Source organism: Pseudoalteromonas sp. MM1 (genome assembly GCF_030296835.1).
Lineage (GTDB): Bacteria > Pseudomonadota > Gammaproteobacteria > Enterobacterales > Alteromonadaceae > Pseudoalteromonas.
This window is the reverse complement of record NZ_AP027923.1, coordinates 420,369-443,137: the sequence shown is the minus strand read 5'-3', so window position 1 is coordinate 443,137 and position 22,769 is coordinate 420,369. Positions and strand designations below refer to the sequence as shown.

Annotated in this window: 26 protein-coding genes; 6 read left to right on the top strand and 20 right to left on the bottom strand. The window is 38.0% G+C overall.

The annotated features are described in order from the left end of the window. Nucleotides 1–4: 4 nt before the first annotated feature. From QUE46_RS18625 to dapA, 14 genes are all read right to left on the bottom strand, one after another. Nucleotides 5–2,251 carry a transporter gene (locus QUE46_RS18625; RefSeq protein WP_286247930.1) on the bottom strand — a complete coding sequence of 749 codons (2,247 nt, stop codon included), beginning with the start codon at nucleotides 2,249–2,251 and terminating at the stop codon, nucleotides 5–7. A 29-nt stretch (nucleotides 2,252–2,280) separates the two neighbouring features. Continuing rightward, a complete protein-coding gene (locus QUE46_RS18620; protein WP_286247928.1) occupies nucleotides 2,281–2,802 on the bottom strand; it encodes an outer membrane lipoprotein carrier protein LolA in 522 nt (173 codons plus the stop codon). 14 nt (nucleotides 2,803–2,816) lie between these two features. Continuing rightward, complete coding sequence (locus tag QUE46_RS18615; RefSeq protein ID WP_286247925.1) at nucleotides 2,817–3,245, bottom strand: thioesterase family protein; 429 nt, start codon at nucleotides 3,243–3,245, stop codon at nucleotides 2,817–2,819. Continuing rightward, nucleotides 3,238–4,800, bottom strand: a complete 1,563-nt coding sequence (hutH, locus tag QUE46_RS18610) for a histidine ammonia-lyase (protein WP_374761408.1) — start codon at nucleotides 4,798–4,800, stop codon at nucleotides 3,238–3,240. The genes QUE46_RS18615 and hutH overlap by 8 nt, the downstream gene beginning before the upstream one ends. Next, the gene (locus tag QUE46_RS18605) at nucleotides 4,784–5,743 is read right to left on the bottom strand and encodes an acyltransferase (protein ID WP_286247919.1); all 960 of its coding nucleotides are present in this window, start codon (nucleotides 5,741–5,743) and stop codon (nucleotides 4,784–4,786) included. The genes hutH and QUE46_RS18605 overlap by 17 nt, the downstream gene beginning before the upstream one ends. Beyond that, the gene (locus QUE46_RS18600) at nucleotides 5,733–6,482 is read right to left on the bottom strand and encodes a glycosyltransferase family 2 protein (RefSeq protein WP_286247917.1); all 750 of its coding nucleotides are present in this window, start codon (nucleotides 6,480–6,482) and stop codon (nucleotides 5,733–5,735) included. Before QUE46_RS18600 ends, QUE46_RS18605 begins: the two co-directional genes overlap by 11 nt. Then, nucleotides 6,475–6,840 carry a hypothetical protein gene (locus QUE46_RS18595; protein WP_029771994.1) on the bottom strand — a complete coding sequence of 122 codons (366 nt, stop codon included), beginning with the start codon at nucleotides 6,838–6,840 and terminating at the stop codon, nucleotides 6,475–6,477. Before QUE46_RS18595 ends, QUE46_RS18600 begins: the two co-directional genes overlap by 8 nt. After that, nucleotides 6,824–8,194 (bottom strand): AMP-binding protein, encoded by a 1,371-nt coding sequence (locus QUE46_RS18590; RefSeq protein WP_286247914.1) that lies wholly within the window; start codon nucleotides 8,192–8,194, stop codon nucleotides 6,824–6,826. The genes QUE46_RS18595 and QUE46_RS18590 overlap by 17 nt, the downstream gene beginning before the upstream one ends. Continuing rightward, the gene (locus QUE46_RS18585) at nucleotides 8,181–8,717 is read right to left on the bottom strand and encodes a hypothetical protein (protein WP_286247911.1); all 537 of its coding nucleotides are present in this window, start codon (nucleotides 8,715–8,717) and stop codon (nucleotides 8,181–8,183) included. Before QUE46_RS18585 ends, QUE46_RS18590 begins: the two co-directional genes overlap by 14 nt. 35 nt (nucleotides 8,718–8,752) lie before the next feature. Beyond that, entirely contained in the window at nucleotides 8,753–8,995 is a 243-nt protein-coding gene (locus QUE46_RS18580) for an acyl carrier protein (RefSeq protein WP_286247909.1), read from the bottom strand. A 22-nt stretch (nucleotides 8,996–9,017) separates the two neighbouring features. Further along, the gene (locus QUE46_RS18575) at nucleotides 9,018–9,275 is read right to left on the bottom strand and encodes a phosphopantetheine-binding protein (protein ID WP_004586478.1); all 258 of its coding nucleotides are present in this window, start codon (nucleotides 9,273–9,275) and stop codon (nucleotides 9,018–9,020) included. Next, complete coding sequence (locus QUE46_RS18570; protein ID WP_286247904.1) at nucleotides 9,272–10,057, bottom strand: 1-acyl-sn-glycerol-3-phosphate acyltransferase; 786 nt, start codon at nucleotides 10,055–10,057, stop codon at nucleotides 9,272–9,274. The genes QUE46_RS18575 and QUE46_RS18570 overlap by 4 nt, the downstream gene beginning before the upstream one ends. Then, on the bottom strand, nucleotides 10,050–10,745 hold the full coding sequence (locus tag QUE46_RS18565; RefSeq protein ID WP_286247903.1) for a beta-ketoacyl synthase chain length factor: 696 nt from the start codon (nucleotides 10,743–10,745) through the stop codon (nucleotides 10,050–10,052). Before QUE46_RS18565 ends, QUE46_RS18570 begins: the two co-directional genes overlap by 8 nt. A 119-nt stretch (nucleotides 10,746–10,864) precedes the next feature. Then, a complete protein-coding gene (gene dapA, locus QUE46_RS18560; protein ID WP_286247901.1) occupies nucleotides 10,865–11,782 on the bottom strand; it encodes a 4-hydroxy-tetrahydrodipicolinate synthase in 918 nt (305 codons plus the stop codon). Nucleotides 11,783–11,954: 172 nt separating this feature from the next. Here dapA and QUE46_RS18555 point away from each other — a divergent pair, with 172 nt between their 5' ends. After that, nucleotides 11,955–12,608 carry a DUF6058 family natural product biosynthesis protein gene (locus tag QUE46_RS18555; RefSeq protein WP_286247900.1) on the top strand — a complete coding sequence of 218 codons (654 nt, stop codon included), beginning with the start codon at nucleotides 11,955–11,957 and terminating at the stop codon, nucleotides 12,606–12,608. A gap of 112 nt (nucleotides 12,609–12,720) precedes the next feature. On the opposite strand, the gene QUE46_RS18550 is transcribed toward QUE46_RS18555, so the two are convergent. The 3 genes from QUE46_RS18550 to QUE46_RS18540 all read right to left on the bottom strand — a co-directional run bounded on the left by QUE46_RS18550 (nucleotide 12,721) and on the right by QUE46_RS18540 (nucleotide 15,214). Continuing rightward, nucleotides 12,721–13,008, bottom strand: a complete 288-nt coding sequence (locus QUE46_RS18550; RefSeq protein WP_286247899.1) for a putative quinol monooxygenase — start codon at nucleotides 13,006–13,008, stop codon at nucleotides 12,721–12,723. Nucleotides 13,009–13,072: 64 nt separating this feature from the next. Next, the gene (gene dkgB, locus QUE46_RS18545) at nucleotides 13,073–13,888 is read right to left on the bottom strand and encodes a 2,5-didehydrogluconate reductase DkgB (RefSeq protein ID WP_286247897.1); all 816 of its coding nucleotides are present in this window, start codon (nucleotides 13,886–13,888) and stop codon (nucleotides 13,073–13,075) included. Between the two features lie 153 nt (nucleotides 13,889–14,041). Further along, a complete protein-coding gene (locus QUE46_RS18540) occupies nucleotides 14,042–15,214 on the bottom strand; it encodes an MFS transporter (RefSeq protein ID WP_286247895.1) in 1,173 nt (390 codons plus the stop codon). 114 nt (nucleotides 15,215–15,328) lie between these two features. Between QUE46_RS18540 and QUE46_RS18535 the strand changes: the two genes are divergently transcribed. Then, complete coding sequence (locus tag QUE46_RS18535; RefSeq protein ID WP_286247893.1) at nucleotides 15,329–16,216, top strand: LysR family transcriptional regulator; 888 nt, start codon at nucleotides 15,329–15,331, stop codon at nucleotides 16,214–16,216. Nucleotides 16,217–16,269: 53 nt separating this feature from the next. Continuing rightward, nucleotides 16,270–17,313, top strand: coding sequence for a metal-dependent hydrolase (locus QUE46_RS18530; protein WP_286247891.1), 1,044 nt, complete (start codon nucleotides 16,270–16,272; stop codon nucleotides 17,311–17,313). Between the two features lie 50 nt (nucleotides 17,314–17,363). On the opposite strand, the gene QUE46_RS18525 is transcribed toward QUE46_RS18530, so the two are convergent. Beyond that, nucleotides 17,364–17,630 (bottom strand): hypothetical protein, encoded by a 267-nt coding sequence (locus tag QUE46_RS18525; RefSeq protein ID WP_286247889.1) that lies wholly within the window; start codon nucleotides 17,628–17,630, stop codon nucleotides 17,364–17,366. 225 nt (nucleotides 17,631–17,855) lie between these two features. Here QUE46_RS18525 and QUE46_RS18520 point away from each other — a divergent pair, with 225 nt between their 5' ends. Together QUE46_RS18520 and ykgO are read left to right on the top strand one after the other, a co-directional pair. Continuing rightward, nucleotides 17,856–18,119 (top strand): type B 50S ribosomal protein L31, encoded by a 264-nt coding sequence (locus QUE46_RS18520; protein WP_055254017.1) that lies wholly within the window; start codon nucleotides 17,856–17,858, stop codon nucleotides 18,117–18,119. Further along, nucleotides 18,119–18,253, top strand: a complete 135-nt coding sequence (ykgO, locus tag QUE46_RS18515; protein WP_004586489.1) for a type B 50S ribosomal protein L36 — start codon at nucleotides 18,119–18,121, stop codon at nucleotides 18,251–18,253. Before QUE46_RS18520 ends, ykgO begins: the two co-directional genes overlap by 1 nt. A gap of 51 nt (nucleotides 18,254–18,304) precedes the next feature. On the opposite strand, the gene QUE46_RS18510 is transcribed toward ykgO, so the two are convergent. Together QUE46_RS18510 and QUE46_RS18505 are read right to left on the bottom strand one after the other, a co-directional pair. Next, complete coding sequence (locus tag QUE46_RS18510; protein ID WP_286247881.1) at nucleotides 18,305–18,691, bottom strand: OsmC family protein; 387 nt, start codon at nucleotides 18,689–18,691, stop codon at nucleotides 18,305–18,307. A gap of 9 nt (nucleotides 18,692–18,700) precedes the next feature. After that, complete coding sequence (locus QUE46_RS18505; RefSeq protein ID WP_286247879.1) at nucleotides 18,701–19,090, bottom strand: cytochrome b562; 390 nt, start codon at nucleotides 19,088–19,090, stop codon at nucleotides 18,701–18,703. Nucleotides 19,091–19,617: 527 nt separating this feature from the next. Between QUE46_RS18505 and QUE46_RS18500 the strand changes: the two genes are divergently transcribed. Then, entirely contained in the window at nucleotides 19,618–22,470 is a 2,853-nt protein-coding gene (locus QUE46_RS18500; protein ID WP_286247877.1) for a TonB-dependent receptor domain-containing protein, read from the top strand. Nucleotides 22,471–22,769 lie beyond the last annotated feature (299 nt).

Here is a 22,769-nt window from a genome sequence, read left to right as displayed (position 1 = left end):
CTTATTATTCCTTTTGAGACTTTAATACACTTAATGGAGATAAAAAATATACCGTTAAAATCCCTACCATAACAGTAAGGCCAAAACTAAATATCGCGGGTGTATTCGAAAAGGCGAGCATGCCAAATACACACATTGAAGAAGCAGCCGACAAGCTGATCGCTAACACATTAACAGCTGTAAGTTTGTTTATTTGATAAAAGACTAAATAATCTATCGCCAAACCAACAATGAGTAAGCCTCCTAACAAATTAAAAATTGAAATACTTCCTTGCACCATATTACAAACCCAAAGCATACCCAACACACTGGCACTTATCGTTACCACCTGTACACTGGCAATCCGAAAGCCAAACTTGTAGCTAAATAAAACAAAACAAACAGCAATGGCAATGGCCAATGTAAATAATAAATACTGGCTATAGTTATCAAGTAGGTTACTAATTTGCTTTGGCTTGTTATATATAAATGTGTCTTTATAGTCACTGACACGCAAAGCAACCTCTTCCTGTGGTATGCCAGATACAGAAAACCAAGTAGCGGCGATATTTGGTTCAACGAACATTTGTGTGCTTAAAAGAGTTGAAAAATGACTATTTATTAAAGCATCATAGTTCAGTAGTTTTGTCTTAGCTAACTCAACTTTTACACCTGTATATGTTTCGGTAGTAGTAAATACATCCTTTTTAATTGCTTGATTAAAAATAATTAAATTATTTTGTTGCGCTTTTTCGCTTGGCAGCCAACGGCTAATGCCATTGTGTTTAAGATCCGGATAAGCTCTTTTAAAATCATCAATTAACAGTTCTTGTTTTTGCAGTAATTGTTCAGCATTTTGGGCAAACAAAAATACAATTTGGCTATTTAATTGCCCCATTAAATTTAAATGTTTTTCTTCATTTAGCATTAGTTGCTGTGAGCTTGCACTTAATAAACGCACATCGCTATTAAATGTAATTGGCTTAACATAAAATAAAAATATTAACGTTAAACCCAATACAAAAAAAACTAATTGCTTATAACGATTAAAATGCTCCATTAAATAAACTAGTTGCTGGCTTTTAATCAAACTAAATTCTGAGAGCTTAAGCTTAGATTGCCAGGTAGGTATAATTATCAAAGTAAATAACCATGCACTCGCAAGTCCAGCAATTACAAACACCGCTACTTGCGATAAAAGTGAAATTGGCGCACCTAACAAACAGCTATAGCCCAAGCTCGTTGTAATAAAAGATAAAAGTAGCGCTGTTTTTGTGCCCTTAGTTAACCTACCACTTTTGTACAAACTATTGCCATACGCTAAATCTGCCATTGCATGAAATGCATAATCAATAGCTATACCTATTAATGTTACTGCAAAAACAAGTGTTAATAAGTGGATAGTATTAAAGAGAAACACCATAGCCACAGCACCACCTGCAAGTGCACTTAGCACAGTTAAGCTTGCAAGCAAGATACTACTTACTTTTCTAAACACCCAAAAAACCATTAAAAGTAATGCTAAAATACTAAGCCCACCAAATAGGCTCATTTCATATTTAGCTTGCTGAGCATTTTCTGCAGTATGAAAAAGCGCTCCTGAATAACTAATAATCGTTTGAGGGAATGCAATTTTTAAGCTTTCGACCTTGTTTTTAATGTTGCTAGCAAGGTTAATCGACTCTTCAATTGAGAGGCCATCATCAGGAATTGTCGCTAATAAAACGACGTAATCTAATTGGTTAAAACTGCGGGTTAACCGCCCATCTTTTAAAGAAAAAAGCTGACTTTGCTTTAAACTATCGCCTATGAATGCTGCTAAGCTCAAGCTGATATCAGCTTTTATCGTGGCACTTACGAATGGGTTTCCTAATTGGTTTAATTGAGTAAGGTAGAATGACTCAAATCGCGTTTTATCAGCAATTCTATATTTATAATTGTCACTAAGTAATGCATATTTATAAGGAGAAAATACTGCTGTTAATTGCTCAATACTTGGCAGCTCAAAGCTACTATTAATATTGTGTGTTGAAAGCCATGATTTGAGTTCATCGTGCGCTAAATTTTTATCATTACCAGTGAATGAAAACATTATCCGGTTAGCGTTTTGTTTAAAAAACGCCTCTTCGCCATAAGCTAATTTAGAATGTGATTTTGGTAATAAACTAAACATATCAGCATTTAGTTCAGGCTTAGTAATATACAAAGCCGTACAAAGCAAAGTTGCTAATAAGCTAAACCATATAAAAAGTACACTTAAGCGTTTAATCACATCACCCTTCTACTGGTTACTTACATATTTCAATTATTAGACGTATTTGCATACGAAAAATCTATTTGGGTACTGCTACCTGAGTGTTCATTTAGGGTTACACTTTCTACACGCTCATTATTTTCACAGAGTATAAAATGACTAAACAACTGTTTTAACATTGCATCTTTTGGCTTTAATAATAAACAATCCCCTTGATTTGATACATCAAAACGCGTACGCAAGGCTTCCATATTTAGTGCAAGTAAATCAGTTAGTAAACCTACAAACTGTTCACTACCTGGTTGATGAGTAAGCTCACCCCCTTTGTTCTTAACAAATACCTGGCCATCCTCTATTAGCAATGTACTTTGCGCCGGTGTTTTTACATGCCAAAGCAGCTTTTCACCCTCAAGTGTAAACTCCCCTTTGGAGATGAATGGTTTAGAGAAGCCGGAAAAATACTTTAATTGTTTAAACTCACCCGATACAGACGGTGTAGCTAATAAGCTTGTACTAAAAAAAACAAAATAAAAACAACTAACAAACACACAATTTTTTAAATAATTCATAGCATCATCCAATATTAGCTAAGTACTTTCGCGAGCTTACTAATTATCACTGCCGGTGAGGCAAACTGCATTTCTTTACTTGTTATTTCGACAGCAACTTGAGTGGTAGTAGCCTTAGTAATTCGCTTATTAGTTAAGGCATCTGTAATTACATAATCAATTTTTAATCGATTTTCAAACTCTTTTAAATACGCAACCACTTTTATTTTTTGTGTAAATACAGCAGATGCCACGTATTTAATTTGCATATCCACTATTGGCCACGCATAGCCCGACTCCATCATTTGAGGATAGTCGTAGTCAAATAATCGTAGTAACTCACAGCGAGCCACCTCTAAGTAGCGAGGGTAATTACCATGCCATACCACATTCATCGGGTCGCAGTCATGAAATGGAATTTCAATTTCCACTTCATGTGTTAGCAAAGCGCCTTTACTATTCATATAAAGCCCAGCGTTTTTCTTGAATATAACTAATGGTTTGTCTAAGTACCGCTTCCATTGGCCTATCTTCAGTTAGGTTTTCGAAATAATGGGTTATGTCAGTATACATAGCTTGCATATCTGCAGTTAAACTTGAAAATTCAAGTTCGCCTTGTTTAATACGCAGCCTCACCGCTTGAATACTTGCAAGTAACGTACTTGCAATAACCTGCTCTGTAAGCTGCAAAATACGTAAACAATCACGAGCTGCAATAGTCCCCATACTTACTTTATCTTGATTATGGCACTCAGTGGAGCGAGAAAATACACTTGCAGGCATCGTTAGTTTAAGCGCTTCAGCAGTATAGGCACTGGCGCCTATTTGCACGGCTTTAAAGCCATGATTTATGTAACGACGTTCAGCCTCACTGTCTGATAAATTTGAAGGTAAGCCATTATTAAATTTAGTATCGACCAATGAAGCAATTTGCCTATCAGCTAAATCGGCTAAATTCGCAATTGCCGTTTTCATACTATCCATAGTCATTGCAATGTGACCGCCATAAAAATGCCCCCCATGAAGTACATGCTCACCTTCGCCATCAATAATGGGATTATCGTTTGCAGAATTAAGCTCGTTTTCTATCATCTGCCTGAAAAATGGCAAACTATCTTGCAATACACCAATAACATGCGGTGCACAGCGAATCGAGTACCTATCTTGCAGTCTATCAGCGTTACGAGGATGGTCATGATGGTTTAAATCATCTCTTATCCATTTAGCAACTTGTTGTTGTCCTGGATGAGGCTTAACGGAGAATAAAATTTCATCAAAGTGATGACTATTACCTTTGAGAGCAAGGCTAGACAATGCAGTAATCCTACTTGCAAGTTTTGCTAAGTAATTGGCTCTATCAAACGCTAAACACGCAAGCGCGGTCATCACAGCTGTACCATTCATAACTGCAAGCCCCTCTTTTGGGCGAAGCGTTAAAGGCTTTAAACCAGCCGCTTGCATTACCTGTGCGCTGTTAAGTATTTTATCTTTGTAAAAAACATCACGTTCACCAACCATAGCACCCGCTACATACGATAGTGGCGTTAAATCACCGCTAGCGCCTACCGACCCTTCTTGAGGAATAACAGGCACTATATCAAGGTTTAAATAGTCTTTGAGAAGATTAAGCATTTCCCAGCTTACGCCAGAATAGCCTTGTGAAAGTGATGCTAAGCGCGTAGCTAAAATTGCACGCCCTTGTACTTTATTAAACACATCGCCTAGTCCACACCCATGAAAACGCGTTAAATGTAATGGCAGCTCATCAACTAAGTTAAGTGGCACAGGAACCGTGACTGAGTCACCATAGCCTGTAGTTACCCCATAAATCACACCATCCTCTTTGAGTAGAGAGTCTAAAAAGCTAAGCGCGCTATCAATTTTTGCGCTAAATTGCTCGCAGCCACTTAATTGCACCTGAGTATTTTGATGTGCAATATTAACAATATCTTCAATAGAAAGTTGTTGGTTTCCAAAAAGCTGTACTTCCTGAGCTGACACTCTAGTTCTCCTTTGCATTGCTGCGTTCTACTTGCTGATCGTTTTGCCAAAAATCATAAAAATTAAACCACTGATAAGGATATCGCGCGGCATAAAAGCCTAAACGTGCAGAAAAATCTGTAATTACAGTGGTTAATAGACCTTGCCTTTGTGAGCGGGGTATTTTTAATGTTTGGCTATAATGTTCAAAAATCACATGATACTTTTTTGTTTTTTTATCTTTTAAGCAAAATAAAAAGTAAACGGGGCAATCTAATAATGCAGCTAATATAAAAGGCCCTTGAGAAAAATATGCAGGCTTACCTAAAAACTCAACACGTGTTGATCGCTCACCCGTGGTAGCGCTTGTTCTATCACCAACAATAACGACTATTTCACCCTGCTCTACTTTATCTTTTAATAAAATAGCTAGATCAGGCCCCATATCGCTCACTTGAATTAAGTTAACCGACACCGCAGGGTTAATTTTTTTAAGCATTTTATTAAATTCAACAGCGTGATGAGTAAATACAAGCACATTAATTTTTTTACTGCTGCGATGCTGGCTCAGTGCTCTACATACCTCAAGGTTACCCAAGTGAGAGCCAATAAAAATGGCCCCTTGCTGTTGCTCATTTAAATCAATAAACAGCTGTTCATTAGTATATTGGATATCCTTTTTTGAAATTCGACCAAGCCAACCATCAATTTTATCAAGGGCGCTATCGGCAAAACTACAAAAATGCATAAGCTGTTGTTTAAAAGTTACTTTGCATGCCAAATTATTGTGTTTGTTAACTTGAGTTAAAAACTGCTTAGAAGCCGCGCGTGCAACTTTACCAGTTATAAACAAATAGCAAACAACCGGGAACAAAATAACCCAAAGCCCTTTACGACCAAATACTTTATAGGCAAATAGTAATATTTGTATACCTAAAAAGTTACCTCGCTCTTGCATTTTAGACCAATGTTTAACGGTCATAACGTCTCTTATATTTATGCCATAGTAAAACAGGTGAACGAAGCAGCATGCCAAAAAATAAACGCGTATGTAACCACGAAATACGCACATTATCTTGAAGTGGCTGAAAGTGTGACAAGCCATTTTCTGGGTAAATAACCTGGCTTGGTAAAAAAACAAATGGAACGTTGCGCCAATATAGCCTAACCAGTATTTCAGGATCAAAGTCCATACGCTTACCGAGCTTAACCTCACTTATAAGCTTATTAGTCACATTTAAGGGGTAGACTCTAAAACCACACATTGAGTCCACAATTTTAAAACTGAGCGTTTCTATCCATACCCACACATGGGTTAAATAACGTGCTAAGTAGCGGTGCTTAGGGACCGATTCATCATACACTGGGCAACAACTAACTAATGCCTGTGGATGTGTATTTGAAAGCTCAATCAACTTTTTGATATCTGATAAATTATGTTGCCCATCTGCATCTACTTGTATTGCATGGCTATAACCTTGCTCATACGCGCAGCGCAATCCTGTCTGTACCGCACCGCCTTTACCTTCGTTGTGCTCATGCGATATAAGAGTGAGGTGAGCATATTTTTTCTCAAGAGTAGCAAAAAGAGATTTAGCCTGCACACTACTGGCATCATCAACCATTATTATTGGCAGCGTATACTCAGTTAACGTTGCAAGTACTTCATCAATAACACTTACATGATTAAAATTAGGTATAACAATACAAAAATTATTCATCTGTATCACTTTTAAACACTATACGCCCAGAGGCGTGTTGCCCTTTATCTGATTGATACGAAAAGCCATACTTACCGCCAGGCTTTTCTTCTACCGTTAATTTAATTGTTAGACCAGGGGTAATAACAACCTGAAACTTAAGCACTTCAATATCTTTTACTTCACGTTTAACATTAAAGTATTTTCGCACGGCATCTACGGCCCAATCGAGCTGCACTACACCTGCTAAAATAGGACCTTGACTAAAGTGACCTTTAAAATAATCTAAACTTGGCGGTATAAAAAGCGTTAGGCAATGGCTCTGTGTTGACGATACACAGTTAACAAGTTCAGGCTTTGTGTTAATCAGCTTTGACAAAAAGAGACTCCAATACTTTTAAATTTATTTTAGCCTGCGTGTTGTAGGGTAATTGATTTATAAAACGCCATTTTTTAGGCGTGCAGATCCCTTCAAAACGATTCAATGTATGTGTTTTTAAAAGCGTATTAGTTGCTAACTTTCCATTGGCGTTTAAATATGCTTGTCCTTTATGTGTAAGCACTATAACAGCGCCTAATACTAAACGTTTCCCATTTAGCGTTATTACTTTAGCCTCCTGTACCCACTCACTTTTGCATAAATGTAGCTCTAGTTCGTCAAGGCTTAAGCGTTTTTCTTCAAGCTTTATAATACGGTCAAAACGACCTAGTAATTCAAATTGGCCATTTTGAAATAAAGTACCTCGGTCATCTAATAAATAGTTTGTTTGCTCAACTAAAGGCGAATTCAACACTAATCGTTGTTCAGAGGTACTGTGTAATGTGATCCCTAAAAATGGCTGCCAATGACTAACGTTCTTTAAAGACACAACCTGACGATATGCAATTCCGCCAGTTTCGGTGCTGCCAAATACTTGAGTAATGGGTTTATTTAGCTGTTTATTTAAAGTAACAGCGTCTTCATTTTGAAGCGGCCCACCGGATGAAAAAATCCACTGTAAATGTGACTTTTCTTCTATTAAAACGTTATCTTGATGCAGCCGCTTTAGCTGTGCCGGACTGGATATAAACACGGCCTGTGTAATTGTTTTAAGTTTAGTAGCAATATGCTCGGGGTAGTTAAGCAAGTCTGTATCAATTATATGGTTATTGCTAAGCGGCCATAACACTCTAAATAACAAACCGTAAATATGCTGATGCGAAACACTAGCAATAAATACAGGGTTACATTTTAAAGCAAACGTGCTATTGAGCGTTTTTATCTCTTTATTAAGCACTCGCCACGATTTAAAAATAGGCTTAGCTTGACCTGAAGAGCCAGAAGTATAAAAAACAAGGTTACCTTCACTCGGCCAAGCAATTTTATTAAGCGGTGTGTAGTTAGGTGTAGTTGTTAAGTTACCAATATTTTCAAATGGCGTAGTCGCATGTTCTACTAAATCACTATCGCCCAAATAGTAAGGGGTTTGCTCCAAAAGCGCATTGAGTGTTTCGCTTTGACCATTAGGCGGTAAAATTATAGTCCAGCCTTTATGCGCCAATGCAAAAAGGTTTACAGCAAAATCATAACTATTAATGTTAAAAAGCACTGCCGATGCTTTAGTAGGCAATTGCGGAATTTTAGCCAAAACTTGATTAATATCATTAACAAATTGACGCTCAGATAACGCTGAGCCGTTATGATTAAATCGAATATTTATGCTTGCATTATCTAAAGAATTAAACACCTGCATTCCTTTTTACTTTTTTCCTTACTAACCACTCCACTGCAAATAAAACCCCCATAATAATGTATGCAATAAAACCGTTATAAAATGCCCACACATCAAGACTTGTAAACACACTAGTGTATAACGCTATACTGGCGTTAAAAACAAAAAAAATGCACCATATTTTTGTTACATTTTTAGTGTACGAAATAGCTCTTTTATCAAGCTTTGGTTCAGTAATACGCGCAAACGTTTCTATGACACTTGGACCTTTATAAAGCGAGTAAGCAAAAACAAAAAACATAACAGAATTTACAATAACCGGATAAAGCCGAATACCAAAATCACTGCCCATAGTTTTTGATAAGCCAATAGCTAAAATTCCAAGTAATGAGGCTGGCTTTATCCATGGCATTTTAGCTAATAGAGGTTTGCTTAACCAAAGCCTTATTATTAACAGTGTTAATAAAATCACAGTGAGTAAATAACTGTTGAAACGTGTCAGCCCTATATAAACAATGACAGGGTAACAGGTTAAAAAAATCATTATTAACGCTGTTAAAAATGCCTTAAACATGCTTATTAAACGAGCTTTTCTATCTCAGATACAACATCTTGCACAGAGCGAACTTGTTTAAATGCGTCAGGCTCAATTTTCTTACCTGTAATTTCACGTAACTTAACAACTAAATCTACAGCGTCGATACTGTCTAAGTCTAAATCTTCGTACAGGTTAGCTTCTAAAGAGATATCTTCAGCATCTATTTCAAATTCATTTTCTAAAATGCCGTGTAATACATCATAAATTTCAGCAGCGGTTTTCATTATTATTCCTAGTGTGTGTTAATTAAGTACGTGATTGTTCTATAAATTGCGCTAAAGAGTTAACACTCGCAAAATGCGCTTTAGTTTGTTCTGAATTTGCATCAATTTTTACGTCGAATTCTTTTTTGATAGCAAGCCCGAGCTCTAGCGCATCAATGCTATCTAGCCCTAAACCATCTACAAATAAAGGCTCGTCGTCTTTTATATCGGCAGTGGTCATATCTTCAAGATCTAGGCTCGAAATAATCAATTGTTTAATTTGTTGTTTTAATTCACTCATATATAGCTAAGCTCTTTTGTAAAGTATTGTTGTAAGCCTTTCGTAAGCTGGCGGGACTGTATTGCAGGTACGTCACTTGTATAAATAATATCGCTTTTGAAAGAATGTGGTGCTAGTTGCATAGAAAAATGCGCTTGGTATGGGGCTACTTTGTACCAAGGCGTCCCTTTAGTTAACGTATTAGGTTTCATTTTAATCAATACGGTTGTTATAGGGGCATGGCATCTAAGGGCTATATTTGCAGCCCCTCTTTTAAATTTAAGCGTATTATGAGGGACAGTTCGCGTCCCTTCAGGAAAAACAATTAAGTTATTCCCTCTTTTTAGTGTTTGCTCGCATTCACGCAATAATTCTTGCGGGTCTTCATTGCTTATATAACCTGTACTTTTTATTACACCACGCATAAAAGGGTTAGTAAAAAGGTGTGCTTTTACAACGCAATCAACATTTTTAATAACCGATATAAGTACCACAACATCAATAAGTGATGGGTGATTAGCTAATACAAGCTCTCCTTTCAAATTAGCTAAATGGGCTTTATCTTTAATATGAAAGCGGATAGCGCCAGTGTGATGCATTAAAGCGACAAAAAATTTAAAGCTATAATGCACTACCGTACGCGCATTCTCTTTTTGCTTTAAGGGACAGTGCTGAAATAAACGTTGTATAGGGAAGATCAGTAAGGCTAAAAATAGCCCACCTAAACCAAATACGCTAAAACAAAGGCCAGTGGCTATAATGCGCCAAACAAGGCCTATTACTCTTATTATTGTATTAAGCATAGTGTGTTAACAACCAACCATTAGCACTGGCGCTTTTTTTGTTAAACATTGCTTTTGCGCACTCTAAACTTAAAGGAGTAGTTGTTTGTTCGCTATTGTTAGTGGCGTGTTTAGTTAAACTAAAATGAGCTTCTTTTTCTGTAGCTAAACGTATAACTAACGCAATAGAATGTGTTATTTGTGCCTCATCAACAAATGTTGTGTACGGCTCTGGAAGTGACTCATCTGTATGCACAAGTAATATATGTGGTTGTTTATACTCAACCAACTTTATATATGCTTCAATCAAAGCGCAAGCAAAGCTATCCTTACCCGCTGCAATAGCGTTCATAGGTTGGGTGTTACCGCTAATAATGCTATACATACCGATTGCAGCGTTGTGCACACTTAAACCAAAGCCTGTCGGAGATAATAATTGTTGCTGTGCAAGTTCACTTAATAAATTAGCTGTTTTATGGAAATCGCCATGGCGTGATGAAAAAACAACAGGCATGTTTTCATACCCTTTATCATTTGTTACTTGATGAGCGCTATGTAAAACCATTTTTACAAATGGTGTCATTCTTCTGCGCTGCATTGCAGGTACCCAACTTAATGTAATTGGTGATGAGTCGTACCAATTTTCAGAGGGGCTTTGTCGCTGTTCAGGCTTAATCCATGTAGCGAGTTGTTCAACAACAAATTTCACAAATAAACGTTATTTAGTAAGTAAAGGGGCGAGAATTTTACCGATATTAGCAATAAAAGTAAAATATTCATTAAATAAATGCCAGCACTTACTAACTGTTCAGCGCTGGCTCATATAACCTAAGAAAGCAAAGCAAAATCACTTTGTTTTATACACTTAGCTTTATTGCCCACAATATCATCAACGTTAAGTTCGTTTATTAAGGCTTCGCCTTGTGCTTGTTGCTCATCGCTCAGTGGCATATACGGCAATCTGAATACGGGGTTTACAGCGCCTGTCATCATCATTGCGGTGTTTATTGCGATCGGATTTGGCTCGCAGAATAACCAGTTCATTAAAGGTTGTAATGAGGTATTTAAGGCATCATTTTTAGTATCCATTAACTGGCGGAACAACCCTGGTATAAGATTAGATGTGACTGATATAACACCGTGTGCATTATGTGTGTGGCGCGCATCGTGTGCTTCGTCATCGTTGCCTGACCAACACGCAATGCCTTGCTGTTCGTAATGGGCTATACGCTCGTTACCACCACATTCTTTTACGCCAATTAAATTAGGGTGTTTTGCTAACGGCTCAATAATATCAGGAGTTAAATCTTGCCCTGTGCGCCCTGCTACGTTGTAAATAAACGCAGGGCCAATATCGAGTACACGTTTAAAGTGCTCGTTAACACCGGCAATAGAGGTGCGGCCATAGTATGGGTTAATTTGCAGCGCGGCGTGCATACCGCTTGCAAAGCCGTACTTAGTGGCTTTAATAGCTTCGCGGGTATTATTGCTACCCGTATTCCCTACAATTAACAGCTTATCGCCATATTTATTTGCACTGTGCGCGATAAGCATTAAATGCTCTTCCCAGTTCATCAGCTGGCCTTCGCCGGTTGTACCACCAACCACAATGCCATCTACACCCGCTGCAATTTGTATTTCAACGAGTTCATCGTACTTTGCTAGGTCTATTTCACCATTGGCTAAGTACGGGGTTTTAATAGCGGTAATTAAGCTTGCTTGTTTAATTTGTTCTAGGGTGCGCATAAAAATTCATTATTTATAAAACTTGCGCTATTTGTAACATACTTGCAGGTATTTTTGCAGGCCTAAGCGAATAATAAACGTAAAATGACTTGTGTTATTTAATTTGATAATACAAAATACACACACTGTATATTTAAACAGTATTTGTATTTTTAACTTTAAGCGAGCCATTATGCGTTTATCTGACTACTTAGCCACTCATTTTTATAACACCGATGAGCTTTGCCATGCTTTAAATATTGATGCTGAGCAACTAGATACATGGCAGCAGCACAGTATTTTTCCTAAACCAAGTTATTGTATAAAAAGCCAATTAAGTTGTAGCTCGTACTCTGGTTTGTATGAATGTGAAGAGTACGATGACTATTACCCGCGAGGCTGTGTAAATTGGGGTCAAGGGCTAATAAAGCAAAAAATTGAATCCTCCAGTAATGCTTTTAATTACTTTGCGCAGCAGTATACGGCAAGCCTTAGTAAACTTGCCCAGCAAGGTTTTAGTTTTAACGAAGAATTATTTGGCTGCGAAATAGACGAGCATTTACAGCAAGTGTGGCAACAGTTTTTATGCAGCAAATACGGCGTACTGACACAAAACGGTTTAATTGATGAAATAGTGTGTGTGGATATAGGCCGCTTACTGGTAGACGATATTACTGAATTGCGCACTAAAGGAAGTTTAAACCAACAAGAGCGCACGCAGCTTCACCCCGCGATGAAGTTGCTCAATAAAGCGTTAGGCCACGGCGCCGATCACGAAAAACAACACACATTGCGTGCCCGTTACATAGATGCACTTATATTGAAGTACGATTTATCGATTAAATAAAGCAACTGAGGTTTTAATACGGGCTGAGGGCTAAAAAGATTGAGTATTGTAATGGCGATGTATGTATACGCCGCCACTGTAAACAACAAATTCAACTAACTACTTAGTTTTGCTAGCCAATAGATTTGTACACATCAATATGACTGCTAGTTACTAAACCCGTTATTTGCGTACCAAAGGCTTTAAAATGCGGCTCATTTTTGTGCGCTTCAAAATGTTCTTCAGATGCCCATTGCTCACTTACTAAATAAGTCGTTTGGTCGTCATCACTTTTGACCGATAACTCATAACGCAGGCAACCCACTTCTTGACGTGAATACTTTTGTAGGTTTTCGAGCGCAGTTAAAACAACATCTGCATCAATATTATTACTCGAAATAGTGGCAATTACCGTTAACATACGGAGTCCTTTTATAAAAATAAAGGTGCAGCGTCACTGCACCTAATGTTGTTTTGTGTATTTATTACTGATCCCACTGCGGCGCAAAATCAGGCGTTGCTTGTCGATCGCAGCAATCTAGTCCGTCAATGCGGGCAATATCTTCAGCGTCTAACTTAACATGGTCATTAAAGTTATCTTCTAAGTTTTTACGCTTGGTTGATGATGGAATGGTGGTCATGCCGTTGGCATTAATCCATGCAATAACGACTTGCGCTGGCGATGCTTCATGCTTATTGGCAATATCAATAATCGTTTGGTCTTTAAGTACTTTACCGACAACAAATGGCATATACGCTGTAACGTGAATGTCGTGCTGGGCACAAAAAGCGCGTAGCTTGGTATTGGTTAAATACGGATGCACCTCAACTTGGTTAGTAAATATTTCTCGCGAATCAAGTGTTTGCATTGCTTCGTTTAAGTTGGCAATAGTAAAATTAGACACGCCAATATGTTTTGTTAAACCAAGCTGCTTAGCTTTTAAAAGCTCAGTAAGGTACTCGCTCATTGGCTCATCATTTGAAGGCGCAGGCCAATGAATAAGCAATAAATCAACAGAGTCTACTTGTAATTTCTCAAGTGATTTTTTAACGCTGGCAATAAAGTCAGTTTTGTTAAGCTTGTTGTTCCACACTTTGGTGGTTAAAAATATCTCGCTGCGCGGAATATTGCTATCTTTTATGGCTTGGCCTACTTGCTCTTCGTTACCATAAATTTGCGCAGTATCTATATGACGAAACCCCACTTCTAACGCCATTTTTACTGAATTGTAGGCGGTATCGCCTTCTAAACGGAATGTTCCCATGCCTAAATCTGGCATTTCTATTACACGTTGTGTCATGGCTCTATCCTTATAAAATAATCGGTTAAAAATACAAACTGTTTAAGTTTTACGAAATACACCTTTTACTTCTTTTGTGTTGTCACCTAAAATTTATGACCTCAATACAGGTAATGAGGCCATAAATTTAAGTTTCAACCTTAACAGAATACTTTATGCTTGTTTCACTTCTCGCTTATCAAGCATGCCACTATAACGGGTTACGACTAATGCTAGAGCAGAAATTGCTGCGCCAATCCAAGCGGTATCTTGAAGTGACATGCCCTCTACTACACTGCCACCAATAATTGAGCCCAGTGCGATACCAATATTAAACGCTGCTATGTTTAAACCCGATGCGACATCTACTGCATTAGGGGTATGCTTTTGCGCCTGTTTTACGACATAAAGCTGTAAGCCCGGTACGTTACCAAACGCAAATGCACCCCATACTAAAATAGTTAGTACGGCCGCTACTTTTGATTCCATCGTAAAGGTAAATGCCAATAAAATAATTGTTAACGCGCTAAATATAATACTCAATGCGCTAATTGGGCCGCGTTTATCAGCCAGTTTTCCGCCCCAAATATTACCAATGGCAACCGATACACCATACACAAGCATAATTAAACCAATCGCTGCAGGAGCAAACCCTGTTTGTTGCTCTAAAATAGGTGCTAAATAAGTAAACGCAGTGAATGTGCCGCCATAGCCTAAAATTGTCATTAAATATACAAGCAATAAGCGAGGCTTAACAATAACCTGAAGCTGTTCTTTAAACGTGGCCGGAATAGACTGTTTTAAGTTTTTTGGCACTAAAATAGCGCTGCCAATTAACGCGATTAAGCCAAGTAGCGACACCACTAAAAACGTTGCACGCCAGCCAAAGTGTTGGCCAATCCAAGTACCTAGCGGCACACCCGTCACTAGCGCTACAGTCAGTCCGGTAAACATAATAGCAATAGCGCTGGCTTCTTTCTCTTTACTCACTAAGCTTGTGGCAATCATAGAGCCAATTGAAAAAAACACCCCGTGAGCTAGGCCTGTTAGTATGCGAGCCAATATTAATGTTTCGTAACTCGGTGCTTGCCATGCAAGTAAGTTACCTAAAACAAATAAGCCCATTAAGCTTACAAGTACAATTTTACGATTCCAACGCCCGGTTAATGCAGTCAGTACCGGTGCACCAATGGCAACCCCAACTGCATATAAACTAACGAGCAAGCCCGCTGAAGGTAGGCTTACGCCTAAATCGTTTGCAATAGTAGGCACTAATCCCACTATTACAAACTCGGTTGTTCCTATTGCAAATGCGCTCAAGGTGAGCGCCCACAAAGCCAATGGCATAATTAAATCCTCATCATTAGTTAAGACCTACAGTTTGGCTAATAATGTGTTTGCAAAAAATAGCATTAGTGACAAAATACTTTTGTAATTAATGTAAAAGTAAGGTGGTCACATATGGCTCAACATGCAAAAACCGAAGACTTAGAAATGTTTTTAACGGTAGTAGATAGCGGCAGTTTTTCAGCAGCAGCTAATTTGCTTGATCAGCAAGTAGCAAAAGTGTCGCGGGCCGTGTCTCGCCTTGAAAACACCTTACAATGTACATTACTAAATAGGACCACTCGCCGATTAGAACTAACCGAAGAGGGCCATACCTTTATTAAATATGCTCGCGATGGCTTAAACACCTTACAAACCGGCGAAGAAGCAATAAAGCTTTTAAAACAAGCCCCTAGTGGAAAATTACGTATCGATGCAGCCAGCCCTTTTGTGCTGCACCAATTGGTGCCTTTAATTGCTGAATTTAATAGGCAATATCCCCACATCACACTTGATATAACCTCCCACGATAGCATTATTGACTTGCTCGAACATAAAACAGACTTAGCAATTCGTATAGGTGAGTTAAAAGACTCTAACCTACATGCAAAAAAGCTCGGCGTAAGTAAATTGCACTTAGTTGCAAGCCCTAGTTACCTTAAACATACACCGACTATTTCGCACACCAGCGACTTAACCCAGCATAAACTCATTGGCTTTACCGACTCTCCTAAACTCAATAATTGGCCGCTAAAATCGCCCGTAGCTTTAAATTTTGGTTTAACCGCCAGTAGCGGCGAAACTGTACGCCAGCTATGCTTGGCAAACCAAGGGGTTGCGCTACTTTCGCACTTTATGATTGGTGATGATTTAAAATCAGGCAAACTTATAGAAGTACTGCCAGGGTGTATCAGCACACCAAACAACCGCGAAATTGTGCAAGCGGTGTATTACAAAAACAGTGCTGTATCGTCGCGTATAATGGCTTTTTTAGACTTTATAAAACCACTGCTCAGATTATAAGTGACGTTTTTAAGCCCAAGGGCAGTATAACATCCTAAATAAAAAGGAATAAAATGGACTCGTTAACACAGGTAGTTTTAGGCAGCGCAGTAGGTTACGCCGTACTAGGTAATAAAATTGGCCGTAAAGCCGCTTTATGGGGTGCAGCGTTAGGTACTTTACCCGACTTAGATGTTTTTATTCCATATGGCGGGCCAGTGGAGGCATTTACTTATCATCGAAGTTTTAGCCATTCGTTTATTGTGCATTTATTAATTAGCCCCTTTATTGTTTGGCTTATTTTAAAAATACACTCCAATATGCATGCCCATAAAGCGCGCTGGTTTTGGCTGGTATTTTTATGTTTATCGACCCATGCATTACTTGATAGCTTTACTGTATATGGCACACAATTATTGTGGCCTCTAACCGAGTACCCTTTTGCTATTTCTAACATGTTTATTGTCGATCCGCTTTACACACTCCCCTTAATATTTGGTGTAGCGTGTACATTACTACCAAAAATAACGAGTGCGCGTGCATATAAAATCAACACTACAATGCTTGGTCTTAGCAGTATATATTTATGTAGTTCACTTATTTTAAAAGTTATTATTGACGATAAAGTCACTGCAGCTCTTTCTGAAAGGCAAATACAAGTTAACAACTATATAAGCACTCCTGCGCCACTCACCACCTTGTTATGGCGTATTGTGGTTATGTCTGATGGTCAATACTACGTAGGTTACGCGTCATTATTTGATGAGCCAAACGAAGTAACATTCAATGCCTACAATACTAACCCCTCACTAATAAATGAGATAAGCAATGTGTGGGGAATTAAACGCTTACAGTGGTTTACAAAAGGCTTTTACAACATACGCCAGCAGCAAAGTAATATAATACTCTCTGATTTACGAATGGGCATGGAGTGTTATTACGTATTCAACTTTGTTGTAGGAGAAAAAACCGACCTAGGTGTGAGTGTGGGTGACTTTGAAAAAATAAGCCAGCGCTCTAACTTAAGCAATGTAAGTAAAATATGGGATAGAATTTGGAATCCTGCTGTTAATATAGCGCCACCTTTAGCAAACAAAAGCTGTGATAAAGATCTATAAGTACATTAAAAAAGGGCAGCTAAGTGGTAATACTAACCTGCCCTTTAATATTAATTTTGATGCTCGTATTGGCCCCTATAAACCTCAAATACTTTTAGCACTGTGTGTTGCTCTTTATTAAGGTTATCAAACCAATCATCAAACAATTGGTCATCATCCTGCTCACTCAGTGCCATATATTGTGCAAGTAGCTCAATAATGTCGTTATGAGTACAATCTATTGGATTAATTTGCTCAGATAAGACTGTGTGATCGCGCTCTCTAAGGGTTTCCATCACCCCTTGGTCTATTTGTTCTTGTTGTGCTGCGTCGCTCATAGCTTACCTCTAAACAGTCAAAAATTTTCTTGTTAACACTTTTTATATAGTTATAACAGGCTAAAAACTAATAGCCAGTATTTTTGGTTTAACTGGTTATTTTTTGAATTGTTTGCGCAATTAGCCAGCAAAAAGCCATGTAAATGAGAGTAAAAATCATTTGCATAAGTGCAATAAACGCGATAACCTATAGTTATATTATCACATAACAACTTAGGGCGTATTATGAAACCTAATATTCATCCAGATTACAACATGGTTGCTTTTCACGATACTGCTGCCGATAGCTACTTCATTATTGGCTCTACCATTAAAACAGACCGCACTATTGAGCTTGAAGGGAAAACGTATCCGTATGTGCCTATTGATGTGTCGAGCGACTCGCACCCGTTTTATACCGGTAAGCAAAAAACAGTGGCTAGTGACGGCCGTGTGGCACAGTTTAACCGTCGCTTTAAAAACTTATCTACAGCCAAAAAAGGTGAGTAATGAAAGTACTAAGCTCGCTTAAAAGCGCTAAGCAACGACCAGGGTGTCAAATAGTGAAGCGAAAAGGACGTGTTTTTGTAATATGTAAAGACAATCCACGTTTTAAAGCAGTACAAGGAATGAAGAAAAAGTAACACTAATTCCGTGAAGTATACGGGTAAACGATACATGTTTACCCGTATTTTTTATTTAACAACTACTGAAAACTCAGGTTGGGCCTGAATCACTTTTTTAACAGTACACGTATTAACCGCAGCAATAAGTGCTTTTTTATATTTTTGCGGAAAGCCATCAGGTAAATTAATTTCGATAGAAAATAATTTTTTACCTTCTTCATCTACGTTTTCATTATTTTGCGTAAGCGTCATTCCTTGTGTAGAGATATCGCGTTGCTCACAAAATTTACGTGCATAAAACCCGGCACATAGCACCATGCTTACTAAAAAGTAGTCAAACGGTTCAGGGTGTTCGGCACCGCCACCCGCATTAATGCTTTGATCGCTTATTACTTCAAGCTCGCCAAATTTAGCACTTTGTTTTTGACCGGCTAACAATGATACTGAAATTTCCATTACTACTCCTTAATTACCAAACAGTAAGTCAAAAAAACCAGGAGGCTCATGTAACTCATGATATTTTTTACGTAAATCATCTATATTTTTAAGGGCTGGCTTTGCTGCATCTAGCCCGCGCTCGTTAGCTAACTTTTTAGCCAGTTTTGCTTGCGCAATAACCTTATCTAGCCCTTGTAACGACATTTGCGCTTCTTTATGAAAGGTCGCTTTTTTACTGTTTTCAACCAAGGCAATAAATTTATCAATGGCGGTATTAAAGCCACCAATACCGACTGCTTGCACCGCATTTTTATAAGCAAGGCCAGTGTTTTTCATATTAACTTCGAGATCAATTTCTTGCTCTGAAAAAGCTGCCGTACTTATGAAAAAAGTAAAAATTAAAACTAAAAACTTCATGGTAAAACCTATTTATAAAAAACAGTATAAGTGTACCAAGTTTACGTAATAAAGTAACTCAAGGCGCATAGGAAGCTAGATAACTGTAAAGGGGCTTTACAATAAACTAATAAGTAACAAGTATTACCTCTAAAAATGTAACTAAATAGTAAACTTAAATGATACACCTTAAAAACAAACCCCATAAAAGGGACAATAAAGATTAACCCCACCTAAAGAAAACTCAAAAAATATCAATACAAACGAATGGATTACCTATAATAACTACAATTCAAAAATAGTGATAACAATTTCAATTAAAAGAATAATTTCATTTTAAAACAATGGTTAAGCTTATTTTTATCATTTAATTAACACTGTGTTTGGGCTTATTTTATTGTGATTTCAGCGAAAATTAGTTGTTCCCATATACATCCATGTTAATTGTTAATGTGCGATGTAAATAATAAATAAACAGCTCGTAGTAATTAAATCGCATTGCACAAGAGCTGTACCTAAAATCACAAGTAATCATCTAGGGAATTTCAATGAAAACGTTTAATATAGTCTCTCACAGTATTAAAGCTGCACTTTGTCTATCAACTGCAGGTTTAGCATTTTCATCATTAGCGGCAGAAGAGGATGAAAAAAAATTAGAAAGAATAGAAGTAACAGGTTCTAAAATCAGCCGTGTCGGCGCAATAGCCCCTGCCCCTGTTACTGTTATCTCTGGCGAAGATCTTATTAACACCGGTGCAGTGAATATTGGTGAAGCCTTAAACAAATTACCAGCGCTAGGTAATACATACTCACTTGCAAACTCAGGCAGGTTCATTGGTACTGCCGGTTTAAACATTCTTGATTTACGTAACATGGGTACCGACCGTACCTTAGTACTTGTTAATGGTAAGCGCCATGTATCTAGCTCAGCCGGGTCTCAGTCAGTCGATACGAATACTATACCAAGTGTATGGGTTGAGCGTGTCGAAATAGTTACCGGTGGTGCATCGGCCGTATATGGCGCGGATGCCGTAACGGGCGTTGTTAACTTTATCTTAAAGGATAACGTTGAAGGCTTAAACGTAAGTGTCACTAAAGGAGTTTCTGACCTAAGTGATTATAACAACGAAAAGGCCACATTTTCATATGGTAAAAACTTTGATAATGGCCGCGGTAACGCAGCATTTGCAGTTGAGTACTCGGGTCAAGACTCATTAAACGCACTTGATCACCCTTGGACAGACGGCTCTTACTCTAGTTTACGTAACCAAGCACAAACTGATGCAAATAAAGATGACCCAAACTTTCCTGATAAAATTTACACACCAAATGCAGGTTACTATGCAATTAATAACGCCGGTGTGTTTAGCGTAGGTAACGGCTATGTAAATACGTTTAACCCAGATGGAACACAGCGAGATATTTATATTGGTGACAAGGTTGATGGATTACTGTGTGCCGACTGTGACTCGTTTAACCTTGCACAATTTGATGAAATACAACCTGAATTTGAAAGGTACAATGTTAATTTCAAAGTCAACTATGACGTAACAGAAGATTTAAATGCTTATTTTGAAGCAAAATACGTTAACAGTGAAGGTGAAAGTATTGGTCAACCAGCATTTTTCTTTGGCGATCCTAGAAATACAATCAGTATAGATAACCCATATTTAGATGACAGCGTTAGAACATTAATGGAAGAGGCTAATGATGGTGAAGGCGTCGACTCAATTAATGTTTTACGTATGATGACTGATTTAGGTCGTCGTATCGAAAATAACACTCGTGAAACCACACGCTTTGTAGCAGGTTTAAAAAGAACAGTTTTAGAAGATTGGGATTTAGATGCTTCAGTGGTTCGTGGTAAAACCGAGCTTGAGCGTGTAAATGGCGCTAATATGATTTTAGATAACTATTCTTACGCGCTTGATGCAATTGAAGATGACGAAGGCAACATTGTCTGTCGTAGTGAAGCTGCACGTGCAGATGGCTGTGTGCCTGTAAACATTATGGGTTTTGGCGCACCTAGCCAAGAAGCCATTGATTATATTAATACCGTATCGACAGGCACTTCTGAAATTACACAAACAGTGGTATCAGCTTCACTGGCAAATGGTGCACTTTTTGAATTACCGGCAGGCTACGTTGGTATGGCCTTTGGTGTTGAATACCGTAAAGAAGAAAGTGAAACAAAAGAGCCTGATAATGCTGAGGGGACTTTCTTCAATGCTTTAGGTGAGGATAAGGGCGAATTTGATGTAAATGAAGTTTTTGCTGAGGCCACTATTCCTTTAGTCTCTGATCTTCCTTTTGTTCAAGATTTAGTACTGGATGCAGCAGTGCGTTATGCTGATTACAGCACTATTGGTGATGCAACAAGCTGGAAGCTTGGCTTAGATTGGACTGTTAATGACCAAGTACGCTTGCGATTAACTCAGTCAGAAGCACTAAGAGCGCCTAATATTGGTGAAATCTTTGGAGCACCTAGCCAAACTTTCTATAACGTAGATGATCCTTGTTTAGCCGATAACTTAGATGATTTACAAAATAGCGACACTCGCCGTGCTAACTGTGCTGCGCTAGGTGTACCAGTTGGCTTTGAATCAGACTACGATTCACAAACACTTGAAGGCTTACAAAGCGGTAACCGTGATGTTAAAGGTGAAGAATCAACAAGTACAACAATAGGTTTAGTGTACCAGCCTGATTTCATTGAGAATGCAGTATTAACGGTTGATTACTGGAAAATAGAACTAGAAGATGCGATTTCTACAATTGCATCTCAAGAAATTCTGGATCGCTGTGTCGATAGTACTTCAGGTATTTCAAATCAATACTGTGACTTAATCACACGTGATACGAACAGTGAAATTACGCTAATTCAGAACTCAGTACTGAATGTATCAGGCCAAGAAGCTTCTGGTATTGATTTTGAATTAGCCTATGATTTTGATGCTCTTGAAGGTAGCTTTAAGACCCGTTTAATTGGTACGTACTTAATTGAACGTAAAGAGTTCCCATTCCAAGATGAGCCAGAGGAGTTCATTGAATATGCGGGTACAACTGGCGAAGCACAATGGCAAGCTAACATAAATATAGAGTACAGCTACGACCGTTTTTATACCTCTTTAAGCACTCGCTATATTGAACAAGTGAGCTTATACACTGAGCAAGAACTTGATGACAACCCTAACCCTAATAGCTTAATGAACTATGGTACTTATGTTATATCAGACATAACAGTAGGTTATAACTTTGATAATGGCATGGGTATAAAATTAGGCGTAGATAACGTATTTAACAGAGAGCTTCCATACGGTACACGCGGTACTGGTAGTGGTAGTGCAAGTTACGATAATATTGGCCGTTTTGGCTATGTAAACCTATCATATGATTTTTAGTTTATAACCCTCCCTAATAAGGCCCTTAACTGGGCCTTTTTTATTTTTTTAGATGAAATTTACTCAATTTATTGTTTTTAGAAACATACAACTGGTTAGTTATGTTACTTTTAAGATGTAAACCAACGCAAATTCATTACATAAAAAAAACATTTGAGCTCACCTTTAAAGCAACGGTTTAATCTTCGAGCAAAACATAGTGAAGCCCCACATTAACGTCTAAAACATAAAAAGATTGAAAAACAAACTAACAAATAGACTGGATGTTAACAAGACTTAAAAACAATATAAAATACAAC